We start from the raw sequence: 19,035 nt of genomic DNA, 5'->3' as shown, positions 1-19,035 counted from the left end.
CCTTTGTTGTGGTGGCTACCGACCCCGGCGCCGTGAGGCCGAGGCGTGAACGCCGGATCTGCGCAACTGCGAGCGGACCTGGCTGACGTTGTCTGGGGGACCTGGAGGCCCCGCTGCGAGATGTCCGGAGGCGGAGGTGAGCACCTTCGCGGCGAGCGCCGCCACCGTGGGTGCCTCGTAGAGGGTGTGCGGCGGCAGGTCAGCCTCGGTGAAGAGGCGTTGTAGCCGGCCCACGATCGTGACACCGAGCAGCGAGTTGCCACCCAGCTCGAAGAAGTTGTCGAGCGCGCCGACCCGTTCGAGACGCAACGACTCCGCCCAGATGGTGGCGACCGCCTGCTCTGTCTCGCCCTCGGGCGCCTGGTAGGCCGTCACCAGGTCGGGGCGCGGGTGGCGCGGGCCGGTGTCCGCGCCGCCGTGCTCGGTGACCGTGGACAGGGTGAACCGGGCGCTGTGCTCCACCATGGTCGGGAAGTCCTGGGAGCACACGACGACGCGGGTCTCACCGGTGGCCAGCGCACGCCGCAGACTGCGCCACCCGGCGTCGAAGTCGATGCCGATGCGGGCGCGGTTGTCGCGGAAGAACTGCTGCAGCGCCGGGTCGTAGGCCGACATCCCGCTCTCCCAGGCGTTCCATGTCCACTCACCCCAATCGATCGCGAGCACGTGCCGCTGCGGTGTCGCCAGGGCGTCGGCCAGGCTGTCGAGGTAGGCGTTCGCGGCGCAGTAGTCGACCTGGCCGGGGCCGCCCCCGGTCGCGGAGGTGATCGAGGAGAAGAGCACCAGGAAGTCGAGCGGGAGCTCGTGGGCGGTGCCGATGCCGAGCGCGCCGACGAGGGCTTCGGCGCCGGCGACCTTGGGGGCCAAGACGCCCTCGACGTCCTGCGGCTCCTTGAGGAGCATCAGGCCGGCTCCCGGGGCTCCGGCCGCGTGCAGGACACCGTGCAGGGCGCCGAATCGCTCGATCGCCCGGTCGACGGCCCGACGGACGTCGGCCTGGCTCGTCACGTCGCCCACCACGATCTCGGTGCACCCGTCGAGGATCGAGGGCCACGCGGCGCGGGTGGGGGTCTCGCGCCTGCTGAGCAGCACCACCTTGGCCTCGTGGTCGCGGACCATCCGCTCGGCCAGGCTGAGCGCGATGCCGCCGAGCCCCCCGGTGATGAGGTAGACCCCACCGGTGCGGAAGGGCTCGTCGGCCACGCCGACGTCGGGGAGCGGGAGGTACTGCGGCAACCAGCGACGGCCGTGCCTGAGGGCGACCAAGGGTGCCGCGGGTGCGAGCAGCTCGTCGACGAGCGTCGGTGACACGTCGTCGTCGGGGCCGACGTCGATCAGCCGGGTCACGGTGCCGGGGTGCTCGAGCGGCGCGACCCGGCATGGCCCGAGAAGCGTGGCCGCCATCGGGTCGCTCACGTCGCCCGGCAGCACGGCCTGGCTTCCGGAGGTGACCACGTCGAGATGCCACGCCGTCCAACCGGCTTCCGAGGCCGCGCGGACCAGCGCCACCAGGGTGTGGAGGCCGGATGCCCGGCTGTCGGGTCCGCGCTCGGCGGGGCCGTTGCGCAGGGACCAGAGATGGACCACGCGCCAGGGCTGCTCCGAGGCGTCGTCGCCGACGTCGATCGCTCGCAGCAGCGTCGCGACGTCGTCCAGGGAGCCGGGGCGGATCGTGCCGCCGTGCTCGTCGACGGCGACCTCGGTACCGGGGCGGACCTCGCACACCCGTGCGTCGGGGCACCGGGTGCGGAACGCGGCGACCACCCCTGCCGCCACGCCGTCGTCGACCAGGAAGAGCCAGCGGGCGGTGCGCGCGGCGTCCTCGGGGCGCGGTCGGACGGCCTGGTGCCAGCTCGGCTGGAACAGCCACTCGGCCTCGGGCAGCGTGGGGAACGCGGCGATCGTCTCGAGGGTCACCGCGACCTCGCCGTCGTCGATGAGCCCGGAAGGCTCCACCCGGCGCGTCGGATCGCCCCCGGAGATCCAGTACTGCTCACGCTGGAACGGGTAGGTCGGCAGGGGCATCCGGCGCGGGAGGGCGCCGCTCGGGTGCGACCCACGCTGGTAGCTGCGCCAGTCGACGTCGACCCCGGCGAGCCACAGGTCGCCCAGGCACTCGGTCAGGACCCGGTCGGCGGCTTCGCCCGGCTCGGGAAGCACGCGAGTGTGCAACGCGGCACCCTCGCCGAGGGCGGCGCTCAGGCTCCCGGAGCCGAGCTCGACGACGGCCACACCCGGCTCGTCGAGGACGGCGCGGACGTCGTCGCCGTCACTCACGTTCGGGGCCGCGTCGGTTGCGAGTGTGGCGGGGGTGGTGAAGGCGTCGCGGACCGCGTCGGCCAGCGAGATCTCGCCACGCAGGCAGCGTGCCGCCGAGGCACCGGCGCCTCGGCCGGCGATCACCACCGGGGTGAGCCCCCAGCCGATCAGGACCCGCCCCAGAGCCACCTGGACGGCGACCGTGACGGCGGTGGTCACCAGCCCCTCCGAAGCAGCACTGTGCGAGGGGCCGGACGGGTGCGAGACCGGGGGCGCGCTCCCGGCCAGCATGTCCATCAGGTCGCTGCGGGTGCCGTGGGCGGCGAGCACCTCGGATGCCGTGTCGAGGCACTCGCGCAGTGCCGCTGCGGCGTCGGGCTCATGGCGGACGAGCTCGTCGAGGGCGCCCGCGGACAGATCGACGGTGCCGGGGAGCAGGAAGGCGACGGGGCGGCCGAGCGTCCCGTCGACGCGGGCGCGCGTGCCTGCTGCCAGGTCCTGCGCCGCGGCACTGAGCCCGTCTCCCACGCCCACCCTTCGGTGCTCGAACCGCTTGCGTCCGACCTGCAGCGTCCAGGCGACGTCGTCGGGTCGCAGGTCCCGACCGGCCGCGTGCTCGGTCGCCACGTGGGACGCGAGGTCGGCACTCCACTGGGACGCAGCGGCGGCGGACCTGGCCGAGAGCGGCAGGAGGTGGACGCGTCGAGCGCCGTCGAGCCGGTCGCCGGCGGCCGGTGCCTCCTCGACCACGACGTGCACGTTCGTCCCGCCCATGCCGAGGGAGCTGAGGCCCGCTCGTGGCGTGCGCCCCTCGCGCCGCGGCCACGGCGTGAGCTCGGTGTTGACCCGGAAGGGGCCGGCGGCGAAGTCGATCTCCGGGTTCGGCCGGCGGTAGTGCAGGGTCGCCGGGATCTGCTGGTGGTGCAGAGCAAGCGACGTCTTGATCAGACCGGTCACGCCCGCGGCTCGGTCGAGGTGACCGATGTTCGTCTTGACCGAGCCCAGGAGGCACTGGCCCGGCTCGCCGACCTCGCCGAATGCTCGGGTCAGCGCGGCGACCTCGATCGGGTCTCCCAGCTCGGTCGCGGTGCCGTGGGCCTCGACGTAGTCGATGTCGTCACCGGTGATCCCGGCGTCGTCCAACGCCTCGGCGACCACGGCGGACTGCCCCACGACGCTCGGGGCGACGTAGCCGACCTTGAGCGCGCCGTCGTTGTTCATCGCCGAGCCGCGCAGCACCGACCACACGTGGTCGCCGTCGCGCAGCGCCGCGTCGAGGCGCTTGAGCACCACGACGGCCGCCCCGTCACCGAAGATGCTGCCGCGGGCGTCGGCGTCGAAGGTGCGGACGTGTCCGTCGGGGGTCTCCTGGCCTCCCGGAGCGAACAGGTGGCCGACGTGGGTCGGGACGCGCACCGAGACGCCACCGGCCAGGGCCATCTCGCACTCCCCGCTGCGCAGGCTGCGCATCGCGAGGTGGGTGGCCACCAGCGAGGTCGAGCAGAAGGTCTGCACCGCGACGCTGGGGCCGGTGAGGCCGAGGAGATAGGACACCGTCGTGGTTAGCGCGTCCTTCTCGTTGCCCATGATCACCTCGAAGGTGCTCACCTCGTCGCCTGCGAGCAGCTCGGGCGGCAGCTGGAGGAGGTAGCTGCTCAGGTTCGCTCCTCCGTAGACCCCCACCCGGCCTCGGTCGGGGTCCTCACCTGCGTAACCGGCCTGTTCCAGCGCCTCCCAGCAGACCTCGAGGAACAGGCGCTGCTGCGGGTCGGTGAGCGAGGCCATCCGGGCGCTCATCCCGAAGAAGCCGGCGTCGAAGCCGGCGACGTCGTCGAGCACGGGCCGGGCGGCGACGTATGCGGGGTCGTCGGCGAGGGTGGGGGCGACCCCGGCGGCGATCAGCTCGTCGCGGGAGAACCGGCGGATCGACTCGACGCCGCCGCAGAGGTTCTGCCAGAAAGCCGTGACGTCGCCGGCACCCGGGAACCGTCCGGCCATGCCGATCACGGCGATCCGCTGGTCGATCGGCTGGTCGATCGGCTGGTCGATCGGCTGGTCGATCGGCCGGTGGGCCGTCACGGTCCGGATCGGTGCCCGATGCCGATCCTCGGCCGGGTCCCGGCGCTGCGCGACGAGCGAGGCCAGCCGGGTGATCGTCGGTGCCTCGAAGAGGTCGACGGCGGGGATCCGCACGCCGAAGCGCGCCTTGACGGTCGTCAGCATCTGCAGGGCCACCAGGGAGTTGCCACCGAGGTCGAAGAAGTTGTCGCGGGTGCCGACGGGTTCGATGCCGAGGACATCGGCCCAGACCTCGGCAAGGTCCTGCTCGAGCCGGCTGACCGGGGCGCTGTAGGGCTGGGGCAGGTCGGGGCGGGGGAAACGGCCCCCCGAGGACTCCTCGCGGCCTGGTGCCGCGGTGGTGCCTGCGGCGAGGCGCTCGTCGAGGTCGGCGGCGGCGACCACGACGGAGCGCTCGGATCCGGTGACGGCGGCGTCGAGGGCGGCGAGCGCTGAGGCCGCCGAGAGGGACGTGGCCCGCATCGTCGCGCCGACGGGGCTGTCGGTGAGCAGATCGAGGGTCGGCGCCCAGGTGTCCCATGACGCGGCGGTCCAGGTCGTCGGGCCGCCGGCGGCCGCGGCGTCGAGGGCGACGGCCACCAGCGCGGCGTTGGCGGCGGCGTAGCTGCCGAAGCCGAGTCCGCCGAGCACGGCCGAGGTGGAGGAGAAGACCAGGCAGGACGACGGGGCCCGGTCGACGTCGAGCTCCGCCAGGACGGTCCTGAGCACCTCCGCTCCGTGGACCTTCGCCGCGAAGTGCCGTTCGACCGCTTCCGCGTCGAGGTCGCGCAATGCGCGGAAGGAGTCCGGGGACGAGACACCCGCGGCGTGGAGGACGCCGTCCAGGCGACCGGAGTCGATCAGCGATGCGATCAGGGCGCGCATCTCGGACAGGTCGGTGACGTCGGCGGCCACCGGCTCCACGGGCGCGCCGGCATCGATCAGGTCCCGCACGGCCGGCGGGATGCGGTTCACGGAGCGGGCGGTGAGCACGACCCGCCCGGCGCCGCTGTCGACGAGGTGGCGAGCCAGGAGCGGCCCGACGCCCCCGAGCCCGCCGGTGACCAGATAGGTCCCGCCGGGCTTCACTGCCCGAGCACCGGGCTCGCCGGGCTCGGCCGGGGCGACGGACGCGAAACTCCGTACCAGGCACGCGCCGCCGCGCACCGCGACCAGGGGGGCATCGGAGGTCAGGCCGGCAGCGAGGGCGTGGGCCAGATCGTCGGGTGAGGCCGCGGGATCCAGGTCGACGAGCCGGGTGACGCACCCCGGGTACTCGTGGCCGACGACGACGGGGAGCACCCCGAGCGCGGCCTGCGTGGGGTCGGGCACCTCGTCGTCGGCCGTGCGCTGTCCGCCCCGCGTCACCAGGACGAACGCGACGTCGCCGTCGGCGCGGGTCACCTCGTCCTCCACGAGCCTCGCCACCTGCGGGAGTGCGTCGTGGGGTGGGGCGTGGCCGTCGATCCAGCGGAGGTCGACGACGGCGAGCGCCGGGGTCGTCGCCTCCGATGCGCGCGGGACCACCGGGTGCCCGCCGGCGGTGAGGAGTTCGGTCAGCCGGTCGCGCAGTCGTTCGTCGCCGCCGACGAGGACGAACCCGCGTGTCGCGGGGTCGCCGGCGTCGAGCGCCGGGGCCTCGACCGACCAGGAGGCGCGGTGCAGCCGGGCGGGGCCTCCTGCCTCGGACGTCGCCTCCGCCGTGCTCGCCTCGGGCAGTCGTGGTGACACCGGTGGCGCCGCCGTCGGCGCGTCGATCCAGTACCGGTCGCGCTGGAACGGATACCCCGGCAGGTCCGCGGTGCGCGTCGGCGCGGCACCGCGTCGGCCACGCCAGTCGACCTCGACCCCACAGAGCCACAGGCGCGCCAGGGCCTCGGTCACGGTCGTCGTCGCCGAGCGTGGGTCCGCGGCGGCGGGCAGGGTCGCCACGACCTGGGCCCACCGCGGCGGCTCGACGTCGCGGTGACCACACACCATCGCGCCGAGCGAGCGCCCCGGTCCGAGCTCGAGGACGGCGTGGTCCCCGGCTGCCGCCAGCGTCGCGACGGCGTCGTCGAAGCGCACCGTCGAGCACATGTGCTCGGTCCAGTAGGCCGGGTCGGTGGCCTGCTCGTCGGTGAGGAGGTGGCCGGTGACGTTCGAGACCGTCGGCACGCGGGGCGGATGCAGCTCGATGTGCGCTGCGACCCAGGCGGTCAGCTCGTCGCCGACCGGAGCCAGCATCCGCGAATGGAAGGCGTGGCTCGTCGCGAGGGGGCGCGACACGACGGAGTTGGCCGCCAGACGCCGTCGCAGGGCGGCGACCTCCTCGGCGGGTCCGGCGACGACCGTCAGGTCTGGGCCGTTGATCGCGGCGACATCGAGACCGGTCTCGGTCAGAAGCGGTCGCAGGGACGGCTCGGACGCCGCGACGGCCAGCATCACGCCGCCCGGCCGGGTCTCGATCAGCCGAGCGCGGTAGGCCACCAGCCGCAGGGCGTCGTCGAGCGAGAGCACGCCGGCCAGGCAGGCGGCGACGTACTCGCCGACGCTGTACCCCACGAGCAGGGCGGGTTCGATGCCGGACTCGCGGGCGAGCTCGGCCAGCGCGTACCCGACGGCGAACGTGGCCGGTTGCAGCTCGAGGGTCGAGGGCGCCGCTGGTGCTGCCAGGCCGGCGAACCCGGCCAGCGCGTCGGCGACGGGTCCGCGTGGACCGATCGCCTCGGCCAGGCAGTCGCGGCCCAGCAGCGCGGTCAACGGCTCGCGACACCGCTCGATCGCCGAGCGGAACACGGGCTCGTCGCGGTACAGGTCGTGCACCATGCCCGGGTACTGCTCTCCGGTGCCGGCGATGAGGAATGCGACGCCGCGCCCCGCGACGGGGTCGGCCGCGGCCAGCACCGAACGGCCCTCGGTGAGCAGGCTCGCGGCGTCGGAGGTCGAGTCGGTGACCAGGGCCCGTCGGTGCTCGAAGTGCCGGCGTCCGTGCTGCAGGGTGTGGGCGACGTCGGCGAGCGGGCTTCGGGTCACCGCGAGCGACGCACCGAGGAGCGTGGTCAGCTCGTCGGCCGCCGCGCCGGTCCGTGCCGACCAGACGAGTGCCTCGGGTCGTGCGGATTCGGCGCCCGCGGGCGCGAGCGGGGGCTCCTCGATGACCACATGGGCGTTGGTGCCGCCGATGCCGAAGGCGCTGACGCCGGCCCGGCGCGGTCGGTCGGCCGTGCGCGGCCACGGGGTGAGCGAGTCGACGACGTTCAGTCGAGCCGTCCCAGCGGACAGCTGTGGGTTGGGCGTGCGCAGGTTCAGCGTCGCCGGGATCTCCTCGTGGTGCATCGCGAGACAGGCCTTGATCAGGCCCGTGACGCCGGCAGCCCGGTCGAGGTGACCCAGGTTCGTCTTCACCGAGCCGATCAGGCAGTCCGACCCACCGAACACCGATTGCAGCGCGGCGATCTCGACGGCGTCACCCAGGGCGGTTCCGGTGCCGTGGGCCTCGATGTAGTCGATGTCGTCGGGCGACAGGTCGGCGGTCGCGAGGGCCTCGGCGATCACCGCCGACTGGCCACGCAGACCCGGCGCGGTGAAGCCGACCTTGTCGCCGCCGTCGTTGTTCACGGCCCAGCCGCGGATGACGGCGTAGATGCGGTGCCCCTGGGCGAGCGCGTCCTCCAGCCGGGCGAGGACCACGACTCCGACCCCGCTGCCCAGCGGAGCCCCCAGGCCGGCGGCGTCGAAGGCACGGCACTCGCCGTCCGGTGGAGCGATGCCTCCGGGCTGGTAGAGGTAGCCGACGCGGTGCGGCACGGTGACCGCGACGCCTCCCGCCAGGGCGACGTCGCACTCCAGGCCGGCCAGGCTGCTCGCGGCCGCGCACACCGAGACCAACGACGTGGAGCAGTAGCTCTGCACCGAGTACGCCGGCCCCGTGAGGCCCAGGCTGTGGGCCACCCGGGTCGCGAGGGAGTCCTTGTCGTTGGCCAGGCCGACGGCCAGCTCGCCGAGCGAGCGGGCGACGTCGCTGCCCATCAGCTGGTGCTGGAGGTAGGAGCTCCAGGCGGCACCACAGAAGACGCCGACGGTCCCGTCGACGCGGCCCGGGTCGCAGCCGGCGTCCTCCAGTGCGTGCCAACTGTGCTCGAGGAACAGGCGCTGCTGGGGATCGAGCACCTGGGCCTCGCGCGGGCTCACCCCGAAGAAGCCGGCATCGAAGTCCTCGACACCGTCGATGACCGCGCCGGCCCGCACGTAGGCGGGGTCGGCGAGCGTCTCGTCGCTGACACCGGCTGCGCGGAGCTCGTCGTCGCTGAAGTGGGTGATTCCCGAGTGCCCGGCCCGCAGGTTGGTCCACAGCCGGCCGATGTCGGGTGATCCCGGGAACCGCCCGGACATGCCGATGACGGCGATGTCGCCCGGGCTCGCGGCGTCAGGGTCGACTCCGTGCTCGAAAGCCGGATCCGGGGTCACTCCTGGGCTCAGGTCGGAGGCAGATGTGGTCACGAGGGGAACTCCTTGCGCGTCTGGCGGGCGCGGCGACGGCGACGTCCGCGCTCGCCGACGTCGGATGCTGCGGGAGCGGGACGGGTGGCGAGGTCGGGTGGTTCCAGCGCGGCGGCGAGCTGGGCCACGGTCGGGTGGGCGAACAGGAGTGCTGGTGCGATGGTCCGGCCCAGTCGATGGCCCAGGTCGAGCAGCGCCGACATGCCGACCAGGGAGTTGCCGCCCAAGTCGAAGAACGGGTCGTCGACGCCGACGCGGTCCAGGCCCAAGAAGCGTTGCCAGACTTCGGCGATCACGCCCTCGAGCTCGGTGCGGGGGGCTGCATAGGCCACCCGCAGGTCCGGCCGCGGATGGCGCGGCCCGGTCGGCGCGGTCGTCGCGGCGGCGGTGAGCGCGGCGAGGTCGAGGACGTCGGCCCACTGCGCCGCGGCCACCTCCAGGGGTTGGCGCACGGCGACCACGTGCGGGAGCCCCGTGGCCAGGAGCGCGTCGAGGAAGCGGCAGCCGGCGTCGTCGCCGAAGCCGAAGCGTCTGCGATAGTCGCCGGCCCGCCGGGCCAGCTCGTTGCCGGGACCAGCCTCCGTGGCGTCGTCGGGGGTCTGCCAGACGTCGTGGAGCCAGGGACCCCATGCCACCGAGACGACGTGGGTGGCGTCCGAGGTGGCGTCGAGGTGCTGGGCGTAGGCGTCGAGCACGGTGTTGGCGGCGCAGTAGTCGGCCTCGCCGATACCCCCGAGGCTGGTCAGCGCGGAGGAGTAGAGCACGACGAGCTCCGGCGGCTCGGACCCGGCAACGAGGTCGCCGAGGGGTGCCAGCGCCCCGAGCTTGGTGCCGAGGACGGCCTCGACCGTCTCGGGCCGCTGGCGTTGCACCATGCCGCTGGCGGGCACGCCGGCCGCGTGCACGACTCCGGTGAGCGGGCCCAGCCGCCGGCGCGCTGTGGCCAGCGCGCGACCCAGCTGGTCGGGACGGGCGGTGTCGGCGTCGAGCAGCAGCACCTCCACACCTGCGTTCTCCAGTGCGGTGACGTCGGTGGCCGAGGCGGATCGGCTGACCAGCGTGAGGCGGCGTACGCCGGCGGCGACCAGGTGGTCCGCCAGTGCCCGGCCCAGGCCGCGCGACCCACCGGTGATCAGGTAGTGGCCGTCGTGCCGCCACGGCCCCGGTCCTGGGGACGTCGGCACCGGGGCGTGGTCGGGCAGCCACCGTCGTCCGCCCCGCCAGGCCACCACGCCGGGCTCGACGGTGCCGGCGGCCGAGCTGCCGACCTCGTGCCAGAGTCGGGCCGCCTCGTCGTCGGTGCCGCGCGGGTCGAGGTCGACTCCGTGCCAGGTGAGGGGTCCGAGCTCGTGGCGTGCCGCACGGCCCAGGCCGTGGACGGACGTGGAGAACGGTGCGACGAGGTCGCCGCCGACCACCTCGGCGCCACCCTTGCTGACAGTGACCAGGCGCAGCCCGCCCGGGTGGTCACCTGCCTGCTGGAGCAGGCGCAGGAGCGAGAGGTAGGCCCGACTGCTGAGGCCCGCGTGCTGGGCGTCGGCCTCGGCCACACCGCTGAGCACGACTGCGTGCACCGGGTGGTCGGCGTCGGTGGTGAGACCCGCGGTCAGGTCGTCGGCATCGGCGTCGACCACTCGGGCCTGGACGCCGGCTGCCCTCGCGTGCGCGACGAGCTCCGACGCCAACGGGTGCGTTGCGGTGCCGGTGATCACGAGCAGGGGACCGGCGAGGCCGGGCTGGCCGGGGCTGACGGCGGGGTCACGCCGCCAGGTGCCGGTGTAACAGAGGTCGGCGGGCGGAGCATCGAGCACGGGCTCGGCCGCGGCGGGCTCGGCCCGTCGGGTCGTCTCCGGCCAGTACCGGGTGCGCCGGTAGGCGTAGCCCGGTACCCCCACGAGCGTCCCGGTGGGAGCGAGGGCCTCCCAGTCGAGGTCGACACCGCACTCCCACAACCGTCCGAGGCAGGTGAGCAGCTGGCGGCGCTCACCGCCGAGCTGGGTGCCGGCGTCGCGGCCGGCGAGGGTCGGGACGACGCAGACGTGGGCAGCGTTGGGGTCCTGCTGCACCACGGTCCCCAAACTCTGGCCGGCACCGATCTCGACGACGATGTCGACTCCCTCGGCGAGGCAGTGTGAGAGCGCGTCGGCGAGTCGAACGGGCTCGACGAGGTGGTCGGCCCAGTAGGCGCTGCTGGTCGCCTCGCTCGCCGTGAGCGGCCGCCCCGTGGTGTTGCTGACGACCCGGATCGTGGGAGGACGCCGCGGGAATCGGTCGAGCAGTGCCGCCAGCTTGTCGCGCACCGGGGCGAGCAGCGAGGAGTGGAATGCCGCGCTCGTGCGTACGCGGCGGTGGGGGAGCCGCAGCTCGACGAGCAGCTCGGCGAGCTGCTCGACCCCGCTGGGGGTGCCGCTGGCGATGGTCAGCGCCGGCCCGTTGACCGCGGCCACCTCGACCGCGGCCCCGCACGAGGTGATGGCGGCGTGGACGGCGTCGCTCCCGGCGGCGACCGCGAGCATGGCGCCGGGCTCGGCGGTGCCGATGAGCCTGGCGCGCTCGACCACGATCTCCAGGGCGTCGCCGAGGTCGAAGACCCCGGCGACGGTGGCCGCGATGTACTCCCCGAGGCTGTAGCCCACCAGCATCTGGGGACGGACTCCGGCGGCCAGGAGCGTGGTCGCGAGCGCGTACTCGACGACGAACGCGATCGGATGGGCCAGGGCGGGGTCGTCGAGGAGATCGTCGCTCGCCGGCACCAACGAGTCCGAGCGGCGGGTCGGTTCGCGCTCCAGCAGGAGGTGCCGCAGGTCGAGGTCGCAGCGGGCGACCAGAAGCGCGAGGCACTCCTCGACCGCGGCGGCGAAACCCGGCTCGGTGCCGTAGAGGTCGCGCCCCAACCCGACGTACTGGTCGCCGGTGCCCTGGAAGAGGAACGCGACGCGAGGGCTGGCGTGCACCCGGTGCATGCGGTGCTCGGCTCCCAGGGCGTCCCGCAGCCCGCCGAGAGGGGAGTCGTCGGTGCCCGCCCGGGCCACGACGGCGCGGCGGTAGCCGTGGTGGGTGCGGAGCCGGGCCAGGGTGTGGGCCGCGTCGTCGAGGATCACGTCGCCGTTGGCGCCCGCCCACGCGTGCAACGCGGAGACGTGGTCGGCCAGCGAGTCCGGGTGGGCCGCCGACAGCGGCACGAGGTGCTCCGGCCGCATGGAGTCGGCGGCGGCCGATCGTACGGCCGGCGGTGCGGCCGGCGCGGTCTCGACGACGACGTGGGCGTTGGTGCCCGACCACCCGAAGCTGCTCACGCCTGCGCGAACGGCGTCGTCACCGAGTTCGGTCGGGCGCACCACCGGGTCGAGGGAGCCGTCGGCGGGCAGCGCCTGCGCCGGCTCGGAGAAGTGGAGGTTGACCGGCATCCGGCGGTGCTGCAGCGACAGCAGCGTCTTGATCAGTCCCGCGATGCCGGCCGCGGCCTGGGTATGGCCGATGTTGGTCTTCACCGCGCCCACGTGCAGCGGCGCGCGGCGCGGCCCGTGCCCGAAGACGTCGTGCAGTGCGCCCAGCTCGATGGCGTCGCCGAGACTCGTGGCCGAGCCGTGCGCCTCGACCAGGTCGATGTCCCCCGGGACCAGGCCGGCGTCGTCGAGGGCGTCGCGGATCACCTCGACCTGCGCCCCGCGGCGCGGTGCGGTCAGGCCGTTGCTGTGCCCGTCCTGGTTTACCGCCGAGCCGCGGAGCACGCCGTGGATCCGCCGTCCGTGGGCGACGGCGTCCGAGAGCCGCTCGAGGAGGACCAGGCCTCCGCCCTCGCCCATGAGGTAGCCGTCGGCGGAGGCGTCGAAGGTGTGACAGGCGCCGGCGGGCGACAGCTGCGAGGTCGCGCAGGCCTGGACGAAGACGTCGGGGGTGAGCACGAGGCTGGCGCCGCCGGCCAGCGCCAGGTCGCATTCGCCCCGGCGCAGGGAGGTGATGCCCTGGTGGACACCCACGAGGGACGACGAGCAGGCCGAGTCCATGGTGACGGCCGGCCCGCGCAGGTCGAAGTGGTAGGCCAGCCGTCCTGCTGTCATGTTGCTGGCCGCCCCCTGGCCGAAGTACGGCTCGTGCGCGACCTGCTCGCCCTGCAGCGTGTATTGGAGTCGCCCGTACTGGGTGCTGTCCATCGACCCGATCAGGACTGCGACGCGCCGGCCGGCGATCGAGCCGGCCGGGATGCCGGCGTCCTCGAGGGTCTCCCACGTCAGCTCCATCAGCAGCCGTTGATGGGGGTCCATGCGCAGGGCCTCCGCCGGCGGCACGCCGAACAGGTCGGCGTCCCAGCCGGCGATGTCGTCGAGGAAGGCGCCCTGGTCGGTGTAGACGCGTCCGGCCGTGCGGTCGGGGTCGTAGTGCTCACTGATGTCGAAGCGCTCGTGCGGCACCGCGCCGGTCCCGCTGCCACCGCGCTGCAGGAGGTCCCAGAAGGCGGCCGGCGAGTCCGCCCCGCCGGGGAGCCGGCACGCCATGCCCACGACGGCGACGGGCTCGTGCCGTGCTGCCTCGAGCTCAGCCACGCGGCGGCGGCTCTCGGTGAGGTCGACCGCGGCGCGGCGCAGGTAGTCGCGCAGCTCCTGCTCGGTGGCCATCAGCCGTTCCCCCCGCCGGCGATCTGCTCCTCGATGAAGGCGAACAGCTCCTCGTCGGACGCGTCTGCTCGCAGCGCTTCGGTGTCGTCGTTCGAAGGCTCGACGTGCTCGGTCGCCCCGCCGTCGGCGGTCGACCAGGAGATCCGCTCCAGGGTGCTGCGGACGGCGAGCTCGGCGCGGGCACGAAGCTGGGGATCCGCCGCGAGCACCTGCGCTTCGAGGGCCTCCAGCGCGGCTCGGATCAGGTCCTCGGGTTCGACCTCGGCCGGAGCCACCTGGGCGACCAGGTGCGCGCTGAGACGCTCGACCGTCGGATGGTCGAACACGGTCGTCACGGCGAGCCGGAGCCCGGTGGCCGCGTCGAGCCGGTTGCGCAGCTCGACGGCGGTCAGCGAGTCGAATCCCATCTCGCTGAACGCCCGGTTCCGCTCGATGCTCGTGGGCGAGGCGTGGGCGAGCGTGGCGGCGATGAGCTCGCAGACCAGCCCGGCGACGACGTCCTGGCTCTCCTGCGGGGAGAGCCCGCGCAGCCGATCGGCGAGGTCGGTCTGCGCGCCGGCGTCAGAGGCGCCGGCGGCGCGGGGAAGGCTGGAGCCGGTGCCGGCCAACGGAGCAAGCAGCCGGTGAGTGGTCCCCGCGGCCAGGCCCGCCCGGATCCCCGCGGTGTGGAACGAGGCGCCGACCACGCTCGCCCGTCCACTCGCGAGCGCGGCGTCCAGCAGCGCCAGGCCCTGCTCGGTGCTCATGGCGCGGACACCAGCCCGTTCGAGCCGGGCGGTGTCGGTGCCGGTGAGTCCCTCGGTCAGACCGGTCTCCGCCGCCCACAGCCCCCAGGCCACCGACGTCGCGGGCAGCCCGAGGTCGTGGCGATGCGAGGCCAGCGCGTCGAGACCGGCGTTGGCGCCCGCGTAGTTGCCCTGACCTGGGTTGCCCGTCACCCCGGCCATCGAGGAGAAGAGGACGAACGAGCGGAGGTCGGCCCCGCGGGTGTGCGTGTGGAGGTGCCACCCGGCGCTCAGCTTTGCCGCGAGAACCGTGTCCAGTTGCTCGGGAGCCAGGCGCTGGACGGTGGCGTCGTCGAGGACGCCGGCCGCGTGCACGACGGCGGTGAGGGGATGGTCCGCGGCCACCTGGGCCAGGAGCTCCTGCAGCTGGTCGGCGTCGCCCACGTCGCAGGCGGCAACCCGGACCTCGGCGCCGGCCTCGGTCAGATCGTCGACCAGGACGTCCACCCCGGGGGCCTCCGGACCGCGGCGCGAGACCAGGAGCAGATGCCGTGCACCGTGCCGGGCGACCAGGTGGCGCGCCACGTGGGCGCCGAGGCCACCGGTGCCGCCGGTGATCAGAACGGTGCCGTGCGCATCGAGGACCACGGCCGACGGGGGCGTCGGGCCGGTCTCCTCCTGCCCGGCCGGGACCCTCGCCAGCTCGGGCTCGTGCACGACGCCGTCGCGGACGTGCAGCTGGTCACGGCCATCGCCGATGTGGCTTGCGATCATCGACCAGTCGACATCGCTCCCATCGTGGTCGAGGAGCGCGAACGAGCGCGGGTTCTCCGACTGCGCGCTACGCAGCAGCCCCCACACGACCGCTGAAGACGGGTTGACGGCGCCAGCGCCGAGAGCCGCGTGGGTCTGCACGACGAGTGTGCCCGGATGCGCAAGTCCCAGCCACTCCTGGGCCGTGGTGAGGGCCCAGTGTGCGGCGGCGTGGGCCTGCTCGAACGGCGCTCCGGACGTCTCCGGCAGTGTGGCCAGCACGAGCTGTGCCTCGGCCGGCACCTCGGACAGCGATGCGTAGTGGGCGTGATCGGCGGTGGCCGAGGAGGCGCTCCCCGCTCCGGTGGGCGAGCCGTCGACCACCACCATCGTCACTGTGGCCGACGAAGGGGAGGGGGACGGCGCTGGGCGCCAGGCCAGCTCGTGCAGCACGGACGGTGCGGCGGCGCCGAGGTCGGCGCCGGCGAATCGTCGCGCCCGGAGCGAGTCGATGCTCACGACCCGGTGACCGCGGGCGTCGGCGGCCTCGATTCGGTAGCTCTCGTCCCCGTCCGCGCCCGCTCCCTCGTCTCGGCCCTCGTCCACCGTGATCCGGACCCGGAGTCCGGTGGCTCCTTGGGCGTGGACGGTGACCCCACCGAAGGTGAAGGGAAGGCGCAGCTCCTGGTCGCCGTCCTCGCGCCCGGCGAGCAGGATCGGGTGGAGGACGGCGTCCAGCAGGGCTGGATGCAGCACGAAGTCGTCGGGCTCGGCTGCCAGGGCCACCTCGGCGAACAGGGTGGTGCCGTCGACCCACAAGGCCTGGACGCCCCGGAAGGCCGCGCCGTAGTGATAGCCGAGGTCGGCGAGGTCGGCATAGCGGGTGGCGGGGTCGATCTGTCGCACACCCGGGCCGGTCGGTGGCCACGCCTCGGCCCACGGGGCGAGGGCCGCACGGCCGTTCGTCGCCACGGCGGGCGACAGGGTGCCCGACGCCGCGAGCACCCACGCGTCGTCGTCTCGCATGTGCACCGTGGCGCGGCGGGGCGCGGCATCCTCGGACGGCTCGAACGTGACCTGCAGGTCGAGCCCATCGGGACCGAGGCTCAGTGGACGCTGCAGCACCAGCTCGTCGAGCGCGGCACAGCCGACGTCCGTGCCGACAGCCACGAGCAGCTCGGCCAGGCCCACACCTGGGAACAGCACCTGAGAGCCGACCGCGTGGTCGGCGAGCCACGGGCTGGTCTGGGTCGCGAGCCGGCCGGTCCACACCGCCCGTCCGTCGGCGCAGTCGACGCGCGCGGTGAGCAGCGGGTGGGCGGCCTGTTCCATGCCCGCGATTCCGGAGACCGACCCGGGACGGTCCAGGAGCCAGTACCGCTCGCGGTCGAAGGCGTAGGTCGGGAGGTCGGGGGGCGGACCCGTCGGGTCGCCCACGATCCCAGCCCAGGCCACCGACGCCCCTGCGGTGTGCGCGAGGGCGGCGCTGCGTAGGAACTGGAGCCAGTCGCCTTCGTCGCGACGCAGCGTGCCGCACACCTCGGCCGCCATCTCCGCGTCGTGGGCGATGTCGCGCAGGTTGCCCCCCAGGACGGGGTGGGGGCTGCACTCCACGAACACCGTGCGCCGCGGGCCGGCCAGGGCCCGGACCGCCTGCTCGAACTGCACCGGGTTGCGCAGATTGTCGTACCAGTACTCGCTGGAGAGCCGACTCGCGTCGATCAGTGCGCCCTCGGACGCCGAGGCGTAGCGGACGGTGGTGCTGCGCGCTGAGATCCCCTCGAGCACCGTCGTCAGGATCGGCCTCAACGCGGCGACGTGCGGACCGTGGGAGGCGTAGTCGACGTCGATGCGTCGAGTGCGCACCTCGGGGCCGCAGGCCTCGACGAACGCGTCGAGGGCCTCGGGGCTCCCGGCGACCACCGTGGAGCCGGGAGCGCTGTGCACGGCGATCCACAGGTCTCCGACGAGACGCTGCGCGACCACGGAAGTGGGCAGGGAGACCGCAAGCATGCCGCCGCTGCCCGACAGCGAGGTGAGGTGACGACTCCGCAGGGCCACGATGCGGGCAGCGTCTTCCAGGGTGATCGCGCCGCTGACGCACGCTGCGGCGATCTCGCCCTGGGAGTGTCCGATGACGGCGGTGGGATCGACCCCGACCGAGCGCCAGAGCTCGGCCAGCGAGACCATCACCGCCCACAGGGCCGGCTGGATCACATCCGGCCCGTCGAGGACCGGTGTGCCAGGGGCCTGGCGCAGCAGGCCCGCGACCGACCAGTCCAGGTGCGGGGCGAGTGCCTCGTCGCACTGCGCGAGCCGGGCCGCGAAGACCGGCGACTCCTCGAGCAGCCGCGCCGCCATGCCGGTCCACTGGGTGCCCTGGCCCGGGAAGACCAGCACCGTCTCGACGTCGCCGTCGGCGGCGGTGCCGACCGCAGCGGCCGGGTGCCGGTGACCGAGCTCGATCGCGGCCAGGGCGGCGAGCAGTTCGTCGCGGTCGGTGGCGGTGACGACGGCGCGGGTGTCGAAGGTGGTGCGCCGCGCGAGCCACCGTCCGGCCTCGACCAGGTCGGCGTGCGAGTGAGACGACTCGACGAAGACGCGCAGTCGGCCGGCGAAACGCTGCAGCGAGGTCGAGGTCCGGGCGGAGAACGCCCACACCAGGACCTGATCCTGGTCCGGCGCCGCAGTGGCATCGCCGGTGTCGGCCGCGTCCTGCGCGGGTGCCTCGATGATGACGTGGCCGTTGCTGCCGCTGACCCCGAAGCTCGAGACGGCCGCCCGTCGGGGGTGGGACGTCACAGGCCACGGACGTGCGGTGCGCACGACCTCGACCTGTCCGCTGTCCCAGTCGACATGCGGCGAGAGCTCGTCGGCGTGCAGGCTCGGCGGCAGGATGCCGCGCCGCATCGCCTCGACCATCTTGATGACGCCGAGGACCCCCGCAGCGGCCTGGGAGTGACCCATGTTGGACTTCAGCGACCCCAGCTGGAGGGGTTCGCCCGAACGGTGCTGCCCGTAGGTCGCCAACAGGGCGTTCGCCTCGATGGGGTCTCCGAGCTGGGTCCCGGTTCCGTGCGCCTCCACCGCGTCGACGTCGCCGACGTCGAGCCGGGCGTCGGCCAGCGCCTGCCGGATCACCCGCTCCTGCGCGGGCCCGTTGGGCGCGGTCTGCCCGTTGCTGCGTCCGTCCTGGTTGGTGGCGCTGCCGCGGATCAGCGCGTGGATGCGTCGCCCGTTGCGCACGGCGTCGCTGTAGCGCTCGAGCATGAGGAGGCCGGCGCCCTCCGCCCAGCTGGTGCCGTCGGCATCGGCGCCGAAGGCCTTGCACCGGCCGTCGGGTGCCAGCGCCCGCAACCTCGAGAACTCCGCGAAGATCACCGGGTCTGCGATCACGGTCGAGCCGCCGGCCAGGGCCAGGGAGCACTCGTTGCGCCGCAAGGACTGTGCGGCGAGATGGATCGCGACCAGCGAGGTCGAGCACGCGGTGTCGATGGTGATCGAGGGTCCCTCGAGGCCGAAGGTGTACGACATCCGGCCAGACAGCATGCTCTGTGCACCCGAGGTCTGCAGGTTGCCCTCGACGCTCTCGGGGATGTCGGTGAGGAACCGCGCGGCGTAGTAGTTGTACATGCAGCCGACGAACACGCCGGTGCGGGTGTTGCGCAGGTCGGCCGGCGAGAGCCCGGACCGCTCGATCACCTCCCACGTGGTCTCCAGCAGGACCCGGTGGGCCGGATCGGCGGCCAGCGCGGCCCGTGGGGACAGCCCGAACATCGCGGCGTCGAAGTCCGCGGCGCCGTCGAGGAAGCCACCTCTGGTCGTGTAGGTCTTGTTGTGGGCATCCGGGTCGGGGTCGTAGAGGTCGGTGCTCCAGCCGCGGTCGGCGGGGAACTCGTCGATCACGTCGCGCTGCTGCGAGACCAGGTCCCACAGACCGTCCGGGTCCTCGACCCCACCGGGTGCCCGGCACGCCATCGCCACGATGGCGATCGGCTCGTGCAGGGTGTCCTGGGCGCGGGCGGCCCGCTCCTCGGACGCGGCGAGCCGGTGCCGGGTCTCGGCGAGGTCCATGGTGGCGCGCTTGAGGTAGCTGCGGAGCTCGTCTTCGGTGGCCATGGCCGTCCTTCCGGTCGCGTCGG

Annotated in this window: 3 protein-coding genes; all 3 read right to left on the bottom strand. The window is 73.8% G+C overall.

Annotation, left to right across the window (positions count from 1 at the left end):
* Positions 1–15 precede the first annotated feature (15 nt).
* Genes WMR31_RS15815 through WMR31_RS15805 form a run of 3 tightly spaced genes read right to left on the bottom strand, consistent with a single transcriptional unit; the run spans position 16 to position 19,012 of the window.
* On the bottom strand, positions 16–8,799 hold the full coding sequence (locus tag WMR31_RS15815; RefSeq protein WP_340539827.1) for an SDR family NAD(P)-dependent oxidoreductase: 8,784 nt from the start codon (positions 8,797–8,799) through the stop codon (positions 16–18).
* Positions 8,796–13,415, bottom strand: a complete 4,620-nt coding sequence (locus tag WMR31_RS15810) for a type I polyketide synthase (RefSeq protein WP_340539826.1) — start codon at positions 13,413–13,415, stop codon at positions 8,796–8,798. Before WMR31_RS15810 ends, WMR31_RS15815 begins: the two co-directional genes overlap by 4 nt.
* The gene (locus WMR31_RS15805) at positions 13,415–19,012 is read right to left on the bottom strand and encodes a type I polyketide synthase (RefSeq protein WP_340539825.1); all 5,598 of its coding nucleotides are present in this window, start codon (positions 19,010–19,012) and stop codon (positions 13,415–13,417) included. The genes WMR31_RS15810 and WMR31_RS15805 overlap by 1 nt, the downstream gene beginning before the upstream one ends.
* Between the last annotated feature and the right edge of the window lie 23 nt (positions 19,013–19,035).

The organism is Nocardioides epinepheli (assembly GCF_037936805.1).
Classification (GTDB): Bacteria; Actinomycetota; Actinomycetes; order Propionibacteriales; family Nocardioidaceae; genus Nocardioides.
The sequence above is the reverse complement of the archived record's forward strand: the minus strand, read 5'-3'. Positions and strand labels throughout refer to the sequence as shown.

Excerpts from the sequence above, each read along its gene's own strand:
- WMR31_RS15810 (WP_340539826.1), bottom strand. The coding sequence starts at position 13,415 with ATGGCCACCGAGCAGGAGCTGCGCGACTACCTGCGCCGCGCCGCGGTC.
- WMR31_RS15805 (WP_340539825.1), bottom strand. The coding sequence starts at position 19,012 with ATGGCCACCGAAGACGAGCTCCGCAGCTACCTCAAGCGCGCCACCATG.